Genomic DNA, 18793 nt, shown 5'->3' on the forward strand with positions numbered 1-18793 from the left:
AAAACATTTTTATATAGTATCTTACTCTTTCATGATACCAAAATATGCGCAAAAATTCTAAAGTCTGTTCGAATTTGTAGAAACAAGTCTTTTAATGCTTGTCAGGAGGGTCCAGCAATCATGCTGCACAGCTATTTAACAGTTAAAGAAACGGGTGAACATGAGATTGTGATTGAAAAATCGCGTTTTATCTGTCACCTGAGCCGTGCTGCTTCTGAAGAGGAAGCGCAGGAATTTATACAAAAGATAAAAAAACAGCACTGGAATGCGACTCATAACTGCTCAGCTTATCTGATCGGCGAAACCGACCATATACAAAAGGCGAATGATGACGGAGAACCAAGCGGCACAGCCGGCGTCCCCATGCTGGAAGTGCTGAAAAAACGCGGTCTGAAAGATACCTGCGCGGTGGTTACCCGGTATTTCGGCGGAATAAAGCTCGGTGCGGGCGGATTGATTCGTGCATATGGGAAGTCAGTGTCTGAAGGCTTAAATCATATAGGAGTTACGGAGCGGAAGCTGATGCGGATTATGCATACATCAGCGGATTATACGTGGCTCGGCAAGATAGAGAACGAACTGAGAGAATCAGTTTTTTTACTGAAAGATATCCATTATGCGGATCATGTCGAATTTGAAACGTACGTTGAAGAAAAAGACAAAGACGAGTTTATAAAATGGATGACAGAACTGACGAACGGCAAGAGTAAGAATACAGAGGGAGAACTGACGTATTTAGAAACAGACGTCAGCCCTAAAGGAGACTAATGTAATGGCTGAACGTGTAAGAGTGCGTGTTCGAAAGAAAAAGAAAAGCAAACGAAAGATCATATTCAAACGGATTTTGCTGCTGCTTACCCTCGTTTTGTTAGTCGCTGCCGGGTTTGGCGGATACAAAGTATACAAAACGATCAATGCGGCAGATAATGCGTATGATGCCCTTTCCCGCGGAGACAAATCAAAACTTCGGGATAAAGTCATCGATATGAAGAAAAAACCGTTCTCCATTTTGTTTATGGGGATCGAAAATTATGCCACAAGCGGAAAAGGCGGACGATCAGACTCTCTTATTGTCGTTACCCTTGATCCGAGAAATAAAACAATGAAAATGCTGAGTATTCCGCGTGATACGCGGGTGACGCTTGCCGGCGATACAACCGGTAAAAAATCAAAAATCAATGCGGCTTTTGCTAAAGGCGGGGCGGATGAAACCGTCTCAACCGTCGAAGACTTATTAGGCATACCGATTGATAAGTATGTCACTGTCGATTTTAACGGCTTTAAGGATGTTATTGATGAAGTCGGCGGAGTCAATATAAAAGTGCCGTTTGACTTCGACGAAATGAGTGACGTCAGTAAAAAGAAACGGATCTACTTCAAGAAAGGAAACATGCATTTGAACGGTGAGCAGGCTCTGGCTTACGCGCGGATGAGAAAGCAGGATAAGCGCGGAGACTTCGGCCGGAATGACCGCCAAAAGCAAATCCTAAATGCACTGATCGACCAAATGTCTAAGGCTGGAAATATTGCTAAAATCGATAAAATCGCTGAAACTGCAAGCAATAACGTCCAAACGAATATCCGAATCACTGAAGGACTTGCCCTTCAGCAGATTTACAGCGGCTTTACCAGCAAAAAGATTGATACACTGACCATAACAGGATCAGATTTATATTTAGGCGGCGGCGGAACCGCGTCTACGGGCGGAACGTATTATTTCCAACCGGATCCGGCCAATCTCGAAAAAGTACGGCAGGAATTGCAGAAACACCTGGATTACCCGTCCGGAAGCAGCACGGCGTCCGATCCTGCTTCTGACAGCACCGGAACAGACGGCACGACTGATTCGACTTCCGGCAGCACAGGAACAGGCGGTACAACCGATTCAACCAACGGTACTGCTGGTGCAAACGGTACGGACAGCACACAGTCCGGCGGCACAACAGGCTATTAAGAGTAAACCCGATCCTTTGAGCAGGATCGGGTTTTTTTATATAATAAGAGAATAGCAGAATCCATCCACAAAAAAGCAGACCATTCGCATGATCTGCTCTTTTTAATTTTTCTTTACCAATCTCTTGTAAAACTTGGTAAATGGTTTAAATTGTTCATTTACTAACCCTGTGACCTCTGCTATGATTTGCATAAATACAATCAATACAAAAATAATAAACAGCGAAAGCCATATGGTCGCGCTTTTCAGCAGGATGGCACTGACGCTGAAAATGAAGCCGATTAAATAAATGATAATGACAGCCGTGCGGTGTGACAGCCCGAAGGCCATCAGCCGGTGGTGTATATGTGACTTATCAGGCGCTGAGATCGGCTGTTTGTTTAAAATCCGCCTGATGACGGCGAATGTCGTATCAAAAATCGGCACGCCCAAAATGATGATCGGAATGATGATACTGAATAAAGTAACACTTTTATAAAGACCCAATAATGAGAGTACTGAGATGACGTATCCGAGAAAGAGCGATCCGGTATCTCCCATAAATATCTTTGCCGGGTGAAAATTATAAAATAAAAATCCGAGTGTGCTTCCTATCACGACAAGTGAAAGTGACAGAATAAGGATTTTCCCTCCGGACAACGCCATAACGGCGATAGTGGAGAGTCCGATGACCGACAGGCCGGCAGCGAGTCCGTCCAAACCGTCAATCAGGTTCATCGCGTTCGTAATACCGACGATCCATAACACAGTCAGCGGGTAAGCGACCCATCCCAATTCTAAACGTTCCGTTAAAAACGGTACGGAGAAAAAGTCCATTTTCAGTCCCGTGCTCACAATCATAATGGCCACGGCCAGCTGGACGAAAAACTTTACCTTTGCGCTTAATTGGTATTTATCATCAAGGATTCCTAAAATAACAATAATAAACGCACCCACTGTAATGGCGGTCATTTTCGTTTCATTATATATGCCGGCCGCGAGCACACCCGCCGCTACGCCGATAAAGATGGCCAAGCCGCCCATACGGGGCATTATTTTATCATGTACTTTTCGGTTGCTGGGCTGGTCAACTGCACCTATTTTGATCGCAATTTTTTTTACGATAGGAGTTAGGATTAAAACCGTTAGCAGAGAGACAAAAAACGCAACAACTATGCGAAACATGCGTTCGTCAAGCATAAAGAAGTCTCCTTTGGAATTATATGAAGTCTTTTCTGATATTGAACCGTTCCTTCCATTATAATTCTTACTAGTTATTATAACAAGCATCATCAAAAAGAAACACGCAAATCAAAAAATGCGCTTTCCCTTTTAATGGGATTGCGCATTTTTCAATATACCCGTGCATTCGAGCATTCGGCCGAATAAAACATTCCAATCCCGTCTCCGGGCCAATTCACGGCGCAAAGCCTCATATGACCCGTTGCGGTCCGCTGCCAGAAGCGCGTCGCACGCCGCGATGAAATCTGCGGGGTCACTGCCTTCAACGTATTCATAAACGAAAGGCCTTTTGATTTTTGACGTAGAAGAAAGGTTGCAGCCGACAACCGGTTTCCCGGCGGCTAAAAATTCAAAAAGCTTAAGCGGAAATACCGCGTCATTATAAGGTGAATTTTTATACGGCATGATGCCGATGTCGACAAGCTGCATATAGGACGGCACTTCATTCGGCTCGGCAGGTCCCGTCCAGATGACATTCGGACGCTCCAGAAGCGACTTGAAATCCGGATCGTCCTGAGCCGTGTTAGGGCCTACCAATAAAATCGTCCAGTCAGGCCTCACATCTGCCGCTTCCGTCATAAGCGCAAAATCGAGCTTCGGTTTGATTCCGCCGATAAAACCGAGAACCGTTCCGTTCCGTCCCCGTAAAATGTCTTCATCCGGGTGTTTATTTTCCTGTGAAAACAGGTCATATTCCACTCCGTTTTCAATGGTGAAAACCTTCTGGCGCGGGTTCTCCAGCTTTTTTCCGACCTCCTGATGAAGACAGTCAGATGTGCACGTAATGGAATCGGCACGCTGAATGATTCTCATTTCCGCCTGTTTTATGATATTTCTTCTGATATTTGACAGCACACCGGCCCGGCCGCTGATCGGAGCGGCCCACAGATCACTGCAATCATAAATCACTTCATCCCAAGGAAACAGATCTGCCAGAAGCGGAAAACCGGGGAAGGTGTACCATAAGCAGCAGCGGGCCCCTTCTCCTTCTTCCTTCAGCACATTCACCAATGGTGAAAGCTTATGCCTGTAGCACATGTCTGTATACCTGCCGAAGCGGAAAGCTTTTTGCTGCATGAGATCCTTTACAGTGAACTGCCGGATTCCCTCGGCGATCCCGGCCATCTGACCATCATTGGCTCGCGGGGACGGGCATACCCAAATGACGCTTTTCGTTTCTTTTTGCCGGGCGAGAAATTCAGCCAGCCGGTGCCGTCTGTATCTCAGCTGGTCATGCCCCCATTCTGCCGCTCCGACGATTACGTGAATAATCGGTTCCACCTTCATCACCCAGCTCCTCTGACGCCTACAGTCTTTTCATGACCGCGTTTTTTGCATATTGCATAAAACACCACGAAGCCTTGATAAAATGCAGGCGCTCAATTTCTCTATAAACAAACCACGTTTTTTTTGCGGCTTTCCACTTGTTGCTTGAAATCGAATTCTGCACAAGCCTGTATTCTGAAAGGCACTCATTCAGGCCGTAAGCCGTAAATCCCCTTTTCAGCAGGGAAAGCCATGTCGCTAAATCCTGCCGCGTTCTGATATCAGGCATTTGAATCTGCCCCGTCTGCTCTCTGTCAATCATGACCGTTAAACATCCGATAATCGTGTTTTTTAAAGCTTCATCATATGACAGGCTTTCAGGGGCTTGAATCGTTTTGTCCGTCGGCGTTCCGTCCTGCTCCATGACGCTGTAGCCCGTAAATGAAAAAGCGCAGGACCGCTCTGCCATAAACGCAAGCTGTTTATGAAGCTTTTCCTTTTTCCATCTGTCATCGCTGTCCAGAAATGCGACATAACGGCCCTTGGCATGTTTAAGGGCTGTATTTCTGGCAGCCGCGGCTCCCCCGTTTTGATCTAAATAAACGACGCGGATCCGCTCATCCTTTTGTTCATATTGCCGTAAAATATCTCTCGTTCCGTCCGTGGAACAATCATCCGCGATAATCATTTCCCAATGCGGGTGGCTTTGATGTAAAACGGACTGAATCGTGTCTTCGATATATTCACTTGCGTTATAAGACGGTGTAATGACAGATACGAAAGGTTTCCAGTTTGTCATGGTCACATCTCCATCGCAGATTTTTACAAGGACTCTCTAAAAAACTCAGGAATGACAATGAACATAAATGCAACTGCAATGCCGATTAAAACACCCAGAACCGCTTTCTTTTTCGGCGACATGCCCTGTCCCGCCATTTCATTCATCGGCTCTGAATTGATGACGCCGGCCGCTTTCAGGTTCAGCTGCGTATTTTTCAATTCGTATAAAAATCGTTCCTTATCCACTTTGGCGTCCGCGCTGACGGTTTCTCCTTCAAGCGCAGCAATACTCTGCCGCACTACTTTTGCCCGTTTTTCAAACAGATCCTGATCATTCTTCAGAAAAGTTGTTATGACGGCTTGAAACACCGATTCGGTCTCCTGTTTGTTTTGGCCGCTGTAGCTGACCGTGATCAATGAATCTGATTGTGTTTCGACAGTCAGTTTACTTTTCACGGCCGCTCTTTCTTCATCTGTTTTATCAGGCAGAGCCTGCTTTAAAAAGGCATCGCTCGTCAAAAGGAGCGGGATTTCTTTTGTATTGTTATAAAGCGGATGATCATAGTTTCCCGCGGCGATCGCGGCTTCTGATGTAAAACTGCTGTTTCCGCTGATTTTTGACGGCAATACATATCCCGCCGCCCCTAACACAACGGGCAGCGCAATGATCCAAATGATATTCTTTTTGATACGGCGGGTTATTCTTGTCAACATATCCTTCATCTCGCATCTCCCTGTTTTTCATAGTACGCCGTGACGGCAGGCTCCTTTTGTAAACGCCTCAATATATTGACCGCCGCGATCACGAGCGAGAGAAATACCCAGTGGAAAAATAAATTTGATACGGAGCTTGGGCTGATGCTGCTTACCAAAAAACCGGCCATCGCCGTGATAAGTCCTTCTGTGATCAGTCTTGACTGATTTTCCGATTTTCTTTCATGACATTTATAAAGTGTCCAAAAAAGGAACAAATAGACTGTCAGGTAACCGAGCATCGTAAGCACGCCGAAGTTCGCCATAATCTCGACGAGCCAGTTGTGCACCTCAACTACGCCGCCCGTATCATAAACGGGCTCAGCTTTTAAATAATACGAGACGTTTCCGGCACCCACTCCGAACCCCCAGGAATCAATCACATAGTGAAAGGCGTTTTTTAAAAGATTCGCCCTCGCGAGGTTGGAAGGAAGCGGTTGCTGTCCGGGCATCGCCTGCGGAGCTGAAAACAGATTCAAGACGGCATTGGTGATACGGCCCGCAAATAAAACCGCAAACAGCGCCGCACCCGCTCCCGCAGCGTACAGCGCGAGTTTTTTCAACAGGGAAGGCAGCAGGATGAAGACGTATACAGCCGCCCCCGCGCATATGCCCAGCAGACTCGCGCGCGAACCGGTCAAAATGATTAAATACAAAGCACTGATTGCAAAGAGCAGGCTGACGGCCTTCACATAGCCGTTTTTCATATTTTTCACCGCCGCCGCATACAGAAAGAAACTGATGCACAAAAAGGCGGCGAAATCATTTTGATTAAAGAAAACGGACGTCGGATAATGCTGTTTGTACTGCGGGCCGTTATAAAGCGTGGAGCTCGGCAGATGGTGGTGTGTAAAATGGTTGTAAAAGCCGATCGCCATCACAAAAATGGTCATCACAAGCCATATGCCGTAAAAAACCATCAGCTGATCAAAGCGCTGAATGAACATGACAATAAGATAAATCAAAAACATGCCCATTCCCATTAAAGCTAAATATTTAATCCCGTACGTCACGGATTTTGCCCACAATAACGATAGGAGACCGTATGTAAACCATAAGGCGAAAAACATCAGAATCCCTTTTACATTCACCCGATTCCATCTGTCAATATGATGACGGTTTGTCAGGATGCCGGCAATGTGAAGGGCGCCCGCTCCGATTAATAACAGCCGATATATAAATAAGCTGAAAAATCCGAGATGAACCGCAAAGAAGGCCTGGTTTAAAAATGTACACGCGATCAGTATATAAATGAGCCCCATAAACATCTGACCGTTTGTTGTAAAGGCGGATAGCAAAGCAAGTCCGGCAATGCCGATCATGGCGGCAAGCAGCAGCACGGTGATTTTTCCGAAGCCGGCATCCGCCCTGACCGCCTCCAGCATGATAAATCCTCCTGTAATGAGAGCGGCAAGCAGCACAAGAACATGTGCCGCTGAACATTTGATACTCACATGGCAAACCCCTTTCCAAAACCGGCAGCCGAGCCGGGCTGCCGAGAGCCTGAAGACAAATCTTTTTCTATCTTGCCAGTTCTTTTATTTGCCGATCGGCATGAACCGCCGGACGTCCGACGGAATGATAAGTGAATCCTGAAACCCTCATATACTCCAACGGAAACATATTTCTGCCGTCAATGATGACCGGCTGTTTGAGCAGCTGCTTCACTCTCTGAAGATCCATCTCCTTGACTTCCGGCCAATCTGTTGTAATCAGGCATGCGTCCGCGTTTTTGATGGCACTGTACAGCTCTGTGTGATATTCAATGCCGCCGTCTCCTAATATGGCTGACGCTTCGGGAATCGCGATCGGATCATACGCTTTCACGTGAGCGCCCTGCTCTTTAAGACTTGTGATGATATCAAGAGCCGGGGCGGAGCGGACGTCATTTGTGTGCGGTTTAAAGGCCAGCCCCAGTACGGCCACGGTTTTCCCTTTTAAGGGACCGATGGCGCGGTTCAATTTTTCCGTAATACGGACCCGCTGCTTCTGATTGGTTTCAATGACGGCTTCCATCATTTGAAACGGATAGCCGGCGGCGTTTGCGATATGCAATAAAGCCGTTGTATCCTTCGGAAAGCAGGATCCGCCGAATCCGATGCCCGCCTGCAGAAATTTATTCCCGATCCGGCTGTCAAGACCGACGCCTTCTGACACGTGGGAAATGTCCGCGCCGACACGTTCGCAAATATTGGCGATATCATTAATAAAAGATATTTTGGCGGCTAAAAAAGCATTTGCGGCATACTTAATCATTTCCGCGCTTTCAAGATTGGTCTTTACGATCTTCGTACGGAACGGCTTATGAAGCTCTTCAATGACCGAAGCGGCATGTTCGCTTGTGGCGCCGATAACCGCCCGCTCCATCTGCATCGTATCCCTCACCGCCGAACCTTCGCGGAGGAATTCAGGATTTGACGCGACATCAAACGGATGTTTTCCCTTTGACGCTTCGCTGACGATTTGATAAACGAGCTTTCCCGTCCCGACCGGAACAGTGCTTTTGGTGACAATGATTTTGTATCCGTTCAGCTGTTCTCCGATTGTTTGCGCCGCTGCCTTAATGTAGGTCAGATCGGCTTCACCCGTCTTTGACATCGGCGTACCGACGGCGATATAGATGATATCAGCGGCTTTCACAGCCGGCTCAATGCCGGCCGTAAAGGATAAGCGCCCGGCACTGACATTTTTTTCGGCTAATTCCTCAAGCCCCGGTTCATATATCGGGATGACTCCGTTTTGCAAGCTTCTGATTTTCGCTTCATTGATGTCACAGCAAGTCACATGATGGCCGATTTCCGCAAAACAAGTTCCAGATACAAGACCTACATACCCTGTTCCTAATACAGCGATTTTTTTCACAGCTTCATCCCTCTTTCGAAAGGTTCTCCTCTTGCCCGGCCCGGTTCATTACGGATCGGTATTTCTCATTCAGCGCTTTCGCGTTTTGGCGTGCGTCAAAATACGTGCGGACGGTTTGATAAAGTTCCTCGGCTGTTTGCGGCGTCCAAGCCTCTCCTCCGTCATATCGCAGAATCGATTCTGCCAGCGTGTCAGGTGAACCCGGCTTGATCAGCAACCCCCGGTGTTTCCCGAATAAAGAAGCCAATCCTCCGACATCGGTACAGATCACCGGCACCTTCAGAGCGAGCGCCTCAATGACCACAGTCGGCATGCCTTCGCTGTAGGACGGCAGCGCCATTACATCCGAGGCCAGCAGATAGTCCTGTACCTTGTCGTTCGGCACTTGCCCCGTGACGATATGAGCGGCTTCCCGCAATGAAGATGCGGCGGGACCGTCACCGACAAAGACAGCTTCATAATTTTCATCCAATGACTGAACGGCTTTTGATAAGTCGAAAACACCTTTCTCTTTGACAAGCCTGCCGATGAACACGATCAGTTTTTTATCCGGAGGAAGGCCGAGCCGTTTTCTGACGGCTTCTTTCGTCTCGTTCCTTTCTCGGAAGGCGTCAAGCGTGATGCCGATCGGAAGCACGCTGCACTCCGCTTCGATGAGCTTTTTCATTTGTTCCCGCAGACTGCCGCTCACAGCGTAAATATCGGCTGCTTCCCGCACCGCAAATGTAAATGCGCGATGAGCGCTTTTGCTGTAATGCGGATAGACATTGACATCACTGCCATGCAAGGTCAGCACATACGGAATGCCTAAAGCCTTTGACACAATGGCGGCCGCTCCGCCTGACGGCATGGCGAAATGCGCGTGAATCAGATCGGGCTTCAGGCCTTGATTTTTAATCGCGGAAAGAACCGATGACGCCATTCTTTTATGCGGCTGCGCCCATTTCAGCTGCCCGGGAACCGCCTGATAAAACGGCCGGTGGACGGACACGCCTTTCCGCCATTCATGTGCCGGCCTGATATCCTTTTTCCGATATGTCTTTTTTAGCACCCGGAATGGCGCGGCGAGTTTCGGCCGCGGACAAATAACGGTCATCTCCGCGCCAAGCTTTCTCAGTTCTTGCGCCTGTGTTTCATGAAAAACGCCTTCCCCCGGCTTCTCACTGCTCGGATAGACACTTGTCAGCCACAATACCTTCATAGCAAACGTCCTTTTCTTAATTTACTTTTCATCTGCGGATAAGCTTTTCCCAACAGGAATAAATAACACAACGCGCCGCAGGCTACGGAGATCGCCAGCCGCAGCTTGACATCAAGGCTGATCCGCTCCGTTCCGAAGCTGGCTGTAAAGGCGATGACACCCATTGCCGCCGTAAGCAGAAACGGTTTGGCTACGGCTTTGAAGTAAGCCGACAGCCGCAGCTTAATGACATATGCCAACAGCCAGCGCCCGATCAGGAAATTCAGGAGGCTGATGAAAGCGTACGTCCAGGCTACCGTCAAGAGATTTCCGGACAGCACGGCGGCGTACAAAGATGCACCATACAGCAGCATCACCCCGGCGTCCCAATAAAACGCCAGATCGGCCCGCCCTTTTGCGAGCAGCACAGATCCGTTCGGATTCATCAGGACCCTTAAAATCCCTACGATGGCGAGAACATTTAAAACCGGGACAGCCGCCAGCCATTTTTCTCCGAATACCGAAGCCACGAATGCATCCGACACTGAAACCAAACCGAGCAAAAGCGGAAAGGATATCAGCGCGAGTATTTTGGTCATATTAAGAAATCCTTCTCTGATAACGCTGTTTTCATGCTTGTTTTTCGCAAAGACGGGAAACGCGACTCTCGTAATGATCGGATTAATTTTTAATACCGGAAGCGTGACAATCTGGTAGGCCAGATTGTAAATGCCGAGCGCCTCGGCGCCGATAAAACTGCCGATCAGAATCATATCAATATTCGCTCCGAGCCGGTTCACAAGCCGGGAAGACAGCTGAAAGGCCCCGAAAGAAAAGAAGCCTTTCATTCCTTTCAGATCAAAAACGAACGCCGGTCTCCATGTTTTTCTGCAGGACATCCAGTACAGAATGCCTTTTGACGATTGCAGCAGCACCTGGGAAATCACATAGGCGAGAATCGGGTCCGTATAAAAAACCGCGGCCGCCAAATACACGAAGGACAGCACATTTGAAAAGATTTCAATCTTGCTTAGCGTGTTAAATGCCAGCGCTTTTTGCAGCATATACTGGTATTGCTGACCGATCGGAGCGATTAAAAACATGACGGCCAGCACGCGGATTAAATAGACAAGCTCCTCCCGCCGATAAAAATCGGCGATGAGCGGACTGCTGAAAAACAGCAGCGCAAACAGCGCAAGCCCCGTTATGATATTCAGCCAGTACAAGGAAGACATCTGTTTATCAGTCACATGATCTTTTTGAATGAGCGCGGCGCCAAAACCCATATCAAGCGCAATTTGGGCAAACACCACTACCGTTGTGATCATGCCGACAAGGCCGAATTCAGCCAGTGACATGACCCGCCCGAGCAGGGCGAATTGGACGATTTGAATGACCGTAATACACGCTGTCGAAATACTTGTCCATTTGGCGCCGCTCAAGATTTGATTTGTAATACTAGGCATCGTTTTCCCTACTTTTTTATCTGCTGACCAGAATTTTTATCGCGCCCCGTCACCGGTCCAGATCACTTTGCACGTTTTGAGCATAATCTTCAGTTCCAATGAAAAGGTCAGGTTGCGGATATAATATAAGTCAAACATCAGTTTTTCCCTCGGTGTCATGTCATATCCCCCGTTGACCTGCGCCCAGCCGCTTAATCCCGGCTTAACGGCCAGCCGCTCCGTAAACCCCGGAATCTCAGCCTGAAACTGTTCCGTAAACACGGGCCGCTCGGGACGCGGGCCGATCAGACTCATTTCTCCCCGAAGCACATTTACCAGCTGCGGCAGCTCATCAATACGGGTCCTTCTGATAAAAGCGCCGACCTTTGTCACGCGGGGATCCTTTTTCAGCGCCCAAACCGCCCCCGATTTTTCAGCATCTATTTTCATAGAGCGGAGCTTATACAAATAAAACGGCTTCCCGTCTTTGCCTACCCGCTCCTGCTTATAAAAAGCCGGGCCGGGCGACTCCAAACGAATCAGTATGGAGAACAGGCCCATCACCGGGAGTGCCGCCAAGAGCCCCGCAAGCGCAAACACAATGTCCATGAATCGCTTAAAAGCCAAATAACGGGCCGTTCTTTCCGTAACGGCAGCGGAAGTCCCCTGCCGCACTGCATAGTTATTATTTACATTCATGCTTTTCTCTGCTCCCACTGACACACACCTCACGATTTGTTGGGATGTTTGATGACCTATGCCGTGAGTTTAGCAGATGGATGTTAATTGGAAGTAAAGGAAGCGTTAATGTTTATTAGAATGTTTCGATTATTGTTTTTTTATTGTAAATCTATTCATATCCATATTTGAGACAAAGCATAATGAAAAATAAAAAAACAGACCGGTATGAACCGGTCTGTTTCCATGAAAAATATTATCTGAAATAGGAGGAAACGCCTTGGGTGATCCCCGCCGCGAGTCTGTCCTTTTTCGTTGATTGTTTTAAAATGTTGGCATCAATCGGGCTTGTGACAAAACCGGTTTCTAACAAGACACTCGGCATTTTAGAATACTTAATGACGTAAAACCCGGCAGTTTTCACACTGCGGTCACGCGTGCCGAGGGCAGAAACCATTCTCGGCTGAATATTTTGGGCAAGCCTCAGACTGTTTGCGGATTGGTACGTTTTATCATAATACGTCTCCGTACCGTTTGCACTGCTGTTATCATTTGCGTTCGCATGGACGCTGATGAAAATATCGGCGTTCGCCTTCGCCCCTTTGTTCACTCTCTCCTCAAGCGAGTCAAAGGTGTCGCCCTTCCTCGACATTACAGTAAGCGCGCCCGCCCCGTATAATTGATTGTTAAGACGCGTAGCGATATCAAGGTTTACATTTTTCTCAAGCAAGCCGTTTCCGGTTGCTCCTGAATCCTGTAAACCGTGGCCCGGATCAATAAAGACCGTTTTGCCGACAACCGGATTTTTAAGCTGCGACGCGGCATTGTTGCTTAAAGATGAAGCACTTCCTATGACGGTGAAGCTGGTGATGTTTTTACTTCCGATATACGTCCGGACGTCTTTTGACAGACTGTCTCCATTCGTCAGCAGGTGAACTCTTCCCTGTTTGGCGCTCAGCACGCCTCCGACGATGGTATCCGCCTCTTTAAAACCATTGGTAACAAACGTATAGCCTGTGCTTAGGCCTGTCTTTTTTGCAAGATTCACAGACAGGTTATAGCGGTTTTTGCCGCTGATTCTTGAAGGGTTCGGCAGCTTATTATAAAGTGAGCTGCTGATGCTGCTTGTCCCGCCGATGACAATCGTGTTTTTAATCCCTAAGCTTTTGATCGCATTGGACGTAGAACCATTTAATGTCGAATCATTAGTGAATAAAATCGGATATTTTTTAGCGGACGCATAAGAAATCGCAGCCATTCCATCTGCATCAACAAACCCGTTGACCACAAGGGCTGTAGAAGATCTTGTCATTTCACCCGCCACTTTTGCGGCTGTGGCATATCTCGTGCTCCCTGATAATCGTTTGACACTGATGCCTAATTTAGCAATTTGATTTTCAGTATTTTTCGAAACGGCAGGTGTGCCGCCTACGATAATCACATTTTTCGTTTTTAAATCAATTAATCCCTTTTTTGTGCCGGCAGACAGCTGATCTTTATTTGTAAACAGCAGCGGCGCATTTTTTTGATATGCAAGCGGCGCAGCGGCAATTGCATCGGCATATGAAGTTCCGCCGGTGATAATGACCGTTTTCGCTTCACCCCATGATTGTTTTGCCGCCAGTACAGCCGTATCATACCGGGTGCTTCCGCCGATCCTTTTAACCGTGTTGTCAGCCAAAGCGGAAGGGACAAATAGAATGACCCCGAGAATAAAGACGGGGAGACATTTTATGATGAATTTCAATCCGATCTCCTCCACAGAAGTTTAGTAGTTTGTAAGTGCTGTATTAGGATAATAGAACGCAAGAATAGAAGTATACGGCTCTCCGGCCTCCGCTCTTTCTTTTGCTCCGTATTGACTCATTCCTACGCCGTGACCGTATCCCTTTCCTGATATCGTGATTTGCGAAGAATTACCGGACGCACTGGCGTATGTGCTTTTAAAAGATGAAGCTCCGATCATCGTTCTGAGTTCAGACGCTTTCACCTCAACAGATGCAGTCTTGTTCATGACATAGCCCTTCGACTTGTCATTCACGTGGTACGTGACTTTCACCGCGGCGTCTTCCGCGCGCTGGCCTTTTGTTTTTCCGGTGAGCGAGAGATCAGAGATGCTTGCAATTTTTATGGAACTTGCATTGGTTTCTTTATTTTTCATCAGCCAATTTTTTATTCCGTTGAGCTGCGCGGCATTTGCTTCGTTTGTTTTAGACCACCAGGATGCGGGATTTTTCATATCCAGACCCGCTGGCAGCTGCTGCTTCTGCAATGTTAAAGACCAGCTGATTTCCGGATCTTTTGTATCCTTTTTGGCTACCAAATACGGCACTTTCGATCCCCACACTTCATCGCCGGCTTCCATGTAACCGCCATTGCTTGATGAGTAAGTGGCATCTATCAATCTGCCGGAATAAGTGAGCACTTTCCCTTTTGTTCCGTTAACGGCTGCGGTGGCGTTTGGATACCAGCTGTATCCCCCGTAAACCTGAAAGGCCGTTGTATCCGCGACTGTTTGTCCCATCTTGCCGATAGAGTAGGTGCGGGCGGCAACAGCTTGGGCTTTCAGCGCTTCTGTCGGCCAGCTTCCAGGCATTTCATTCGGCAGGACACCTTTCAGATAATCCTCAAAAGGAATGTTTTCATTAACAGGTCTTACATATTTGCCGGATTCCGCAGTGAAACTCATATTCCCCAGATACGGTTTCCCGTCAATGCTGATTGTGTTTGCTGTTGAATATTTTTCAGGAACCGCCTTGAAAGACGTTTTTCCGCTGTTAATGCCTGCAACGCCTAATTTGCCGCCGGACGTTTCAATACGGTACGTCTTTCCGTTTACGAGATAAAACTCTTTTGCGTAAGCAGCCTTAACTGAATCGGCAATTGAATTCGCGCTGCCTATTAATGTATAAGAATAGGTGCCTTTCGTTTTAAAAAGGCTGGCCTCGTCGGCGGGTGTTTCGCTTTTTTTGATGTATACAAGCGGCATGTGATTTGCGGCGGCAATATTTGATCCGACAACGATGTCCGCTAATTTTGTCCCGTTGGCAGCCACCGTTTTGCTTGCATCCATGCCCAGCGAAGTGACTGCGTTTGCTGATATTTGATATCTGTTTGATCCGGTAATTCTTTTGGTGACCGAGGCCTTCTTTTTAATTTGATTCTCCACATCTTTGCTGACGCTTGAAGTGCCTCCCATGATGATCACTTTTTTAGGCAGATTGTAGCTCGGGAGGGAGTCTTTTTTCGTCAGGAGAATCGGATAGCCGTTTTGCGCAGCATAAGGCGCGATTGCCAGCGCATCCGTATATACATCCCCCGTTACTACGACCGCCTGGTCATAGCTGCCCATTTCGGCCGCAATATTTTTGGACAGATCATATCTGTTTTTTCCGCTGATCCGTTTCGTGCGGCCGTATTTCTTCAATGTCTTTTCCGCGGCTGACGAAATACTGTTCGTTCCGCCGATGATTAAAATATTATCCGGACTGAATTTCTTGATTTGCGCTTCTGTGCTGCTGCTCAGTTTTTTCGCTTCAGTCAGCAGAACAGGCGCTTTCAGTTTATTCGCTAAAGGGATGACGGAAAGCGTGTCCGCAAAATAAGCATCCGTATTCACGACGACCACGTTGGACGGGTTTTTCCAATACTTAGATGTCGCAGCGTTAGCCGTATCATATTTGGACGCGCCTCCCAATCTGGCAACGGAGGAGACATCGCTTCCCGTCAGTTTATAAGTTCCTGAAGGTTCGATATTCAGAGTCGATTTATTACCAATATAATTCGTCAGTTTTACTGAAATATCAGAACTGGACGCAAAAGTGCTTTCCGGTAATAAAGCCAGGCTGAATATCACAGAAAAACAGACAGCCCATATTGTTTTCTTCAATTTTTATCCCGCCTTTTGCTGATCATGGTGTATTATTTTGCTTTCTCGATTTCCTTGATCTCTTTTTGGCCTTTATCATTTGTGAAATAAGTAATGCTGACTTTGTCATTTTCGCTGAATTTATTCAGAACATCAGAGAAGTCATCAGAAAATTCAAAGCTGACGGGCTGATCATCCACTTTTACTTCAATTGTGTGCGTATCCGCCATACCGACATAATATGCAGTTTCTTTTTGAGCCTGGTTCTCCGAAGAACCGCTTCCCTTCTTTGATTGATCCGCCGTTCCGCACGCTGCCAATACAACAGAAAAAAGCAGTATTAAGAACGAAGCTGCAATAGTTTTTTTCATTTTTTTCACCTCATCTTTATGTATCGTCTTATACTAACTTTTTTTTAAGGTAATTTTAAGGTCTTTTTGTAACCTTTTTTTAAGAATTTCGTCTATTACATGGTTATAAGTAAAAATATGACTGGGTTTATAAAGATTAGTAAATTGCATCAGGAAAGTTAATAGAAAAGGTGATGACAAATGAGAGCTGAACGAAAAAGAAAGAAGAAAAAAGTTCTTCTGACAATCGTAACAATCATCGGGCTGTTAGTTTTATCATCAGGAGGCTACGTCTACTACTTGTGGCACAAAGCGGCTTCAACGGTGGCAAGCATTCAGGAAGACTTGAAAAAATCGGACAAACGTGACACGGATATAGATCTCGGAAAGAAGGATCCGATTTCTGTTTTAATCATGGGCGTCGATGAGCGAAAAAATGACAAAGGGCGCGCGGATACGATGATTTATATGACCGTCAATCCTAAAACGAATACAACAGAAATGGTCAGCATTCCGCGTGATACGTATACGAAAATCTACGGCAAAGGTACGATGGATAAAATCAACCACTCCTATGCTTTCGGCGGAACGCAGATGGCCGCGGATACCGTCGAGGACCTGCTTGACGTGCCGGTAGATTATTTTGTGAAAGTAAACATGGAGAGCTTCAAAGATACCGTGGATACACTCGGCGGGATTACGGTGAACAGCACGTTTGCCTTCAACTACGACGGGCACTCTTTCGGAACGGGGAACATCAGCCTGAACGGCGAAGAAGCACTTGCCTACACGCGTATGAGAAAAGAAGATCCCCGGGGGGATTTCGGCAGGCAGCAGCGCCAGCGCCAAGTGATTGAAGGGATTATTTCTAAAGGGGCAAACATCTCGTCTGTCACGAAATTCGGAGATATGTTTAAGGTCATTGAAAACAATATGAAAACAAACATGTCATTCGATGATATGTGGACGGTTATGACTGACTATAAAAACGCCCGCAGCAAAGTCACTCAGCATGAACTGAAGGGAACGGGAACGAGAATCAACAATATCTATTATTACAAATTAGATGAAGCAAGCCTCGCTTCAGTCAAAAAAGAATTAAAAGAAAGCCTGAAATAATAAAAAACTCTGCATATGATGCAGAGTTTTTTATTCTGTAAAAGGCTGCGGACGGGTTTTTCTATAGCCGTACCGATAAAGCAGTTCTTCCACAATCCGTTTTGAAGCCGATCCGTCACCATAAGGGTTTGACGCCTTTGACATCCGTTCATATTCAGTCTGATCGGTTAAGAGCTGTTTTGTCAGCTGATACACCGTTTCTTCATCTGTACCCGCCAGCTTTAATGTCCCGGCTTTCACTCCTTCGGGGCGCTCGGTTGTGTCCCGAAGCACCAAGACCGGCTTTCCGAGAGAAGGCGCTTCCTCCTGCACTCCGCCCGAGTCGGTCAAAATGAAATTTGCTTTCGCAGCGAAGTTATGGAAATCCACGACCTCCAGAGGTTCTATTAAATGCACCCTGTCCGAATCAGCGAAATGGGCTTCTGCGGCCTCACGAACTGCGGGATTCAAATGAACGGGATAAACGACTTGTACGTCCTCAAACTCTTCAACGATTCTTCTGACGGCCTTAAACATCTGTTCCATCGGCCTGCCTAAATTTTCACGTCTGTGCGCTGTCAAAAGAATCATCCTGCTTCCGTCCAGCTTGTCAAAAATCGGATGAAAATAATCTTCCCGCACTGTCGTTTGAAGTGCGTCTATCGCTGTATTTCCCGTGACAAATATAGAATCCGGCTTTTTATTTTCAGCAAGCAGATTCTGTTCAGCCTGGCTTGTCGGCGCAAAATTCACATCAGCGATCACGCCCGTCATCTGCCGGTTGATTTCCTCGGGGAAAGGAGAGTATTTATTTTGCGTACGCAGACCGGCTTCCACATGGCCGACAGCGATTTGATGATAAAAGGCGGCAAGACTTCCGGCGAACGTTGTCGTCGTATCTCCGTGGACCAAAACGATATCTGGTTTTACTTCTTGGAACAGCTTGTCCAGTTTCAGCAAAGCATGAGATGTAATTTCTGAAAGCGTTTGACGCTCTTTCATAATATTCAAATCAAAATCAGGCGTAATGCTGAATGCTTCAAGCACTTGATCCAGCATCTGTCTGTGCTGTGCGGTTACTGTCACCAGCGAATCAATTTCCTGATATTTTTCAAGCTCTAATACGAGCGGAGCCATTTTAATTGCTTCAGGTCTTGTACCGAATACGGTCATTACTTTTAGTTTTTTCAACGGTTTGTCTGCACCTCGTTTTATATGTCGGATATCCCTTCATGTTAACATATTTATGCCGTTTCTTAGATATTGTAAAGCTTAATGGCAAACAAAGCAAAAACCGTTACAAGACTCTTTGAAAGCGGATTAAAAGGTGTGAATTTT

16 protein-coding genes are annotated in these 18793 nt (G+C 46.8%); 3 read left to right on the forward strand and 13 right to left on the reverse strand.

Annotation, left to right across the window (positions count from 1 at the left end; all coding sequences use genetic code 11):
* Window positions 1-120 precede the first annotated feature (120 nt).
* Window positions 121-768: a YigZ family protein gene (locus MY7_RS15205; protein ID WP_007614107.1), complete on the forward strand. Its 648-nt coding sequence runs from the start codon at window positions 121-123 to the stop codon at window positions 766-768.
* A gap of 4 nt (window positions 769-772) precedes the next feature.
* Window positions 773-1954 carry an LCP family protein gene (locus MY7_RS15210; protein ID WP_007614108.1) on the forward strand — a complete coding sequence of 394 codons (1182 nt, stop codon included), beginning with the start codon at window positions 773-775 and terminating at the stop codon, window positions 1952-1954.
* 102 nt (window positions 1955-2056) lie between these two features.
* Here the strand turns inward: MY7_RS15210 and MY7_RS15215 are convergent, their stop codons facing one another.
* From MY7_RS15215 to MY7_RS15270, 12 genes are all read right to left on the reverse strand, one after another.
* Complete coding sequence (locus MY7_RS15215; protein ID WP_003151382.1) at window positions 2057-3133, reverse strand: glycosyltransferase family 4 protein; 1077 nt, start codon at window positions 3131-3133, stop codon at window positions 2057-2059.
* Window positions 3134-3265: 132 nt separating this feature from the next.
* Entirely contained in the window at window positions 3266-4462 is a 1197-nt protein-coding gene (gene tuaH, locus MY7_RS15220; RefSeq protein ID WP_007614112.1) for a teichuronic acid biosynthesis protein TuaH, read from the reverse strand.
* Window positions 4463-4481: 19 nt separating this feature from the next.
* Entirely contained in the window at window positions 4482-5240 is a 759-nt protein-coding gene (tuaG, locus tag MY7_RS15225; protein ID WP_007614114.1) for a teichuronic acid biosynthesis protein TuaG, read from the reverse strand.
* 23 nt (window positions 5241-5263) lie between these two features.
* The gene (gene tuaF, locus MY7_RS15230; protein ID WP_007614122.1) at window positions 5264-5944 is read right to left on the reverse strand and encodes a teichuronic acid biosynthesis protein TuaF; all 681 of its coding nucleotides are present in this window, start codon (window positions 5942-5944) and stop codon (window positions 5264-5266) included.
* Window positions 5941-7428 (reverse strand): teichuronic acid biosynthesis protein TuaE, encoded by a 1488-nt coding sequence (gene tuaE / locus MY7_RS15235; protein ID WP_029325802.1) that lies wholly within the window; start codon window positions 7426-7428, stop codon window positions 5941-5943. The genes tuaF and tuaE overlap by 4 nt, the downstream gene beginning before the upstream one ends.
* A gap of 67 nt (window positions 7429-7495) precedes the next feature.
* A complete protein-coding gene (gene tuaD, locus MY7_RS15240) occupies window positions 7496-8836 on the reverse strand; it encodes a UDP-glucose 6-dehydrogenase TuaD (protein WP_007614125.1) in 1341 nt (446 codons plus the stop codon).
* A 4-nt stretch (window positions 8837-8840) separates the two neighbouring features.
* Entirely contained in the window at window positions 8841-10037 is a 1197-nt protein-coding gene (gene tuaC, locus MY7_RS15245) for a teichuronic acid biosynthesis protein TuaC (protein WP_007614127.1), read from the reverse strand.
* Complete coding sequence (gene tuaB, locus MY7_RS15250; RefSeq protein ID WP_007614128.1) at window positions 10034-11482, reverse strand: teichuronic acid biosynthesis protein TuaB; 1449 nt, start codon at window positions 11480-11482, stop codon at window positions 10034-10036. The genes tuaC and tuaB overlap by 4 nt, the downstream gene beginning before the upstream one ends.
* A 36-nt stretch (window positions 11483-11518) precedes the next feature.
* Window positions 11519-12178 (reverse strand): exopolysaccharide biosynthesis polyprenyl glycosylphosphotransferase, encoded by a 660-nt coding sequence (locus MY7_RS15255; protein WP_003151373.1) that lies wholly within the window; start codon window positions 12176-12178, stop codon window positions 11519-11521.
* Between the two features lie 217 nt (window positions 12179-12395).
* Complete coding sequence (locus MY7_RS15260) at window positions 12396-13886, reverse strand: N-acetylmuramoyl-L-alanine amidase (RefSeq protein WP_007614130.1); 1491 nt, start codon at window positions 13884-13886, stop codon at window positions 12396-12398.
* Window positions 13887-13907: 21 nt separating this feature from the next.
* The gene (locus MY7_RS15265; RefSeq protein WP_007614131.1) at window positions 13908-16028 is read right to left on the reverse strand and encodes a SpoIID/LytB domain-containing protein; all 2121 of its coding nucleotides are present in this window, start codon (window positions 16026-16028) and stop codon (window positions 13908-13910) included.
* Between the two features lie 32 nt (window positions 16029-16060).
* Window positions 16061-16378: a hypothetical protein gene (locus MY7_RS15270; RefSeq protein WP_007407496.1), complete on the reverse strand. Its 318-nt coding sequence runs from the start codon at window positions 16376-16378 to the stop codon at window positions 16061-16063.
* 180 nt (window positions 16379-16558) lie between these two features.
* Between MY7_RS15270 and tagU the strand changes: the two genes are divergently transcribed.
* Window positions 16559-17476: a polyisoprenyl-teichoic acid--peptidoglycan teichoic acid transferase TagU gene (tagU, locus tag MY7_RS15275; RefSeq protein WP_007614132.1), complete on the forward strand. Its 918-nt coding sequence runs from the start codon at window positions 16559-16561 to the stop codon at window positions 17474-17476.
* 30 nt (window positions 17477-17506) lie between these two features.
* Here the strand turns inward: tagU and wecB are convergent, their stop codons facing one another.
* Window positions 17507-18646 (reverse strand): non-hydrolyzing UDP-N-acetylglucosamine 2-epimerase, encoded by a 1140-nt coding sequence (gene wecB, locus MY7_RS15280; RefSeq protein WP_029325801.1) that lies wholly within the window; start codon window positions 18644-18646, stop codon window positions 17507-17509.
* Between the last annotated feature and the right edge of the window lie 147 nt (window positions 18647-18793).

The sequence above is a fragment of the Bacillus sp. 5B6 genome (assembly GCF_000259405.1).
GTDB lineage: Bacteria > Bacillota > Bacilli > Bacillales > Bacillaceae > Bacillus > Bacillus velezensis.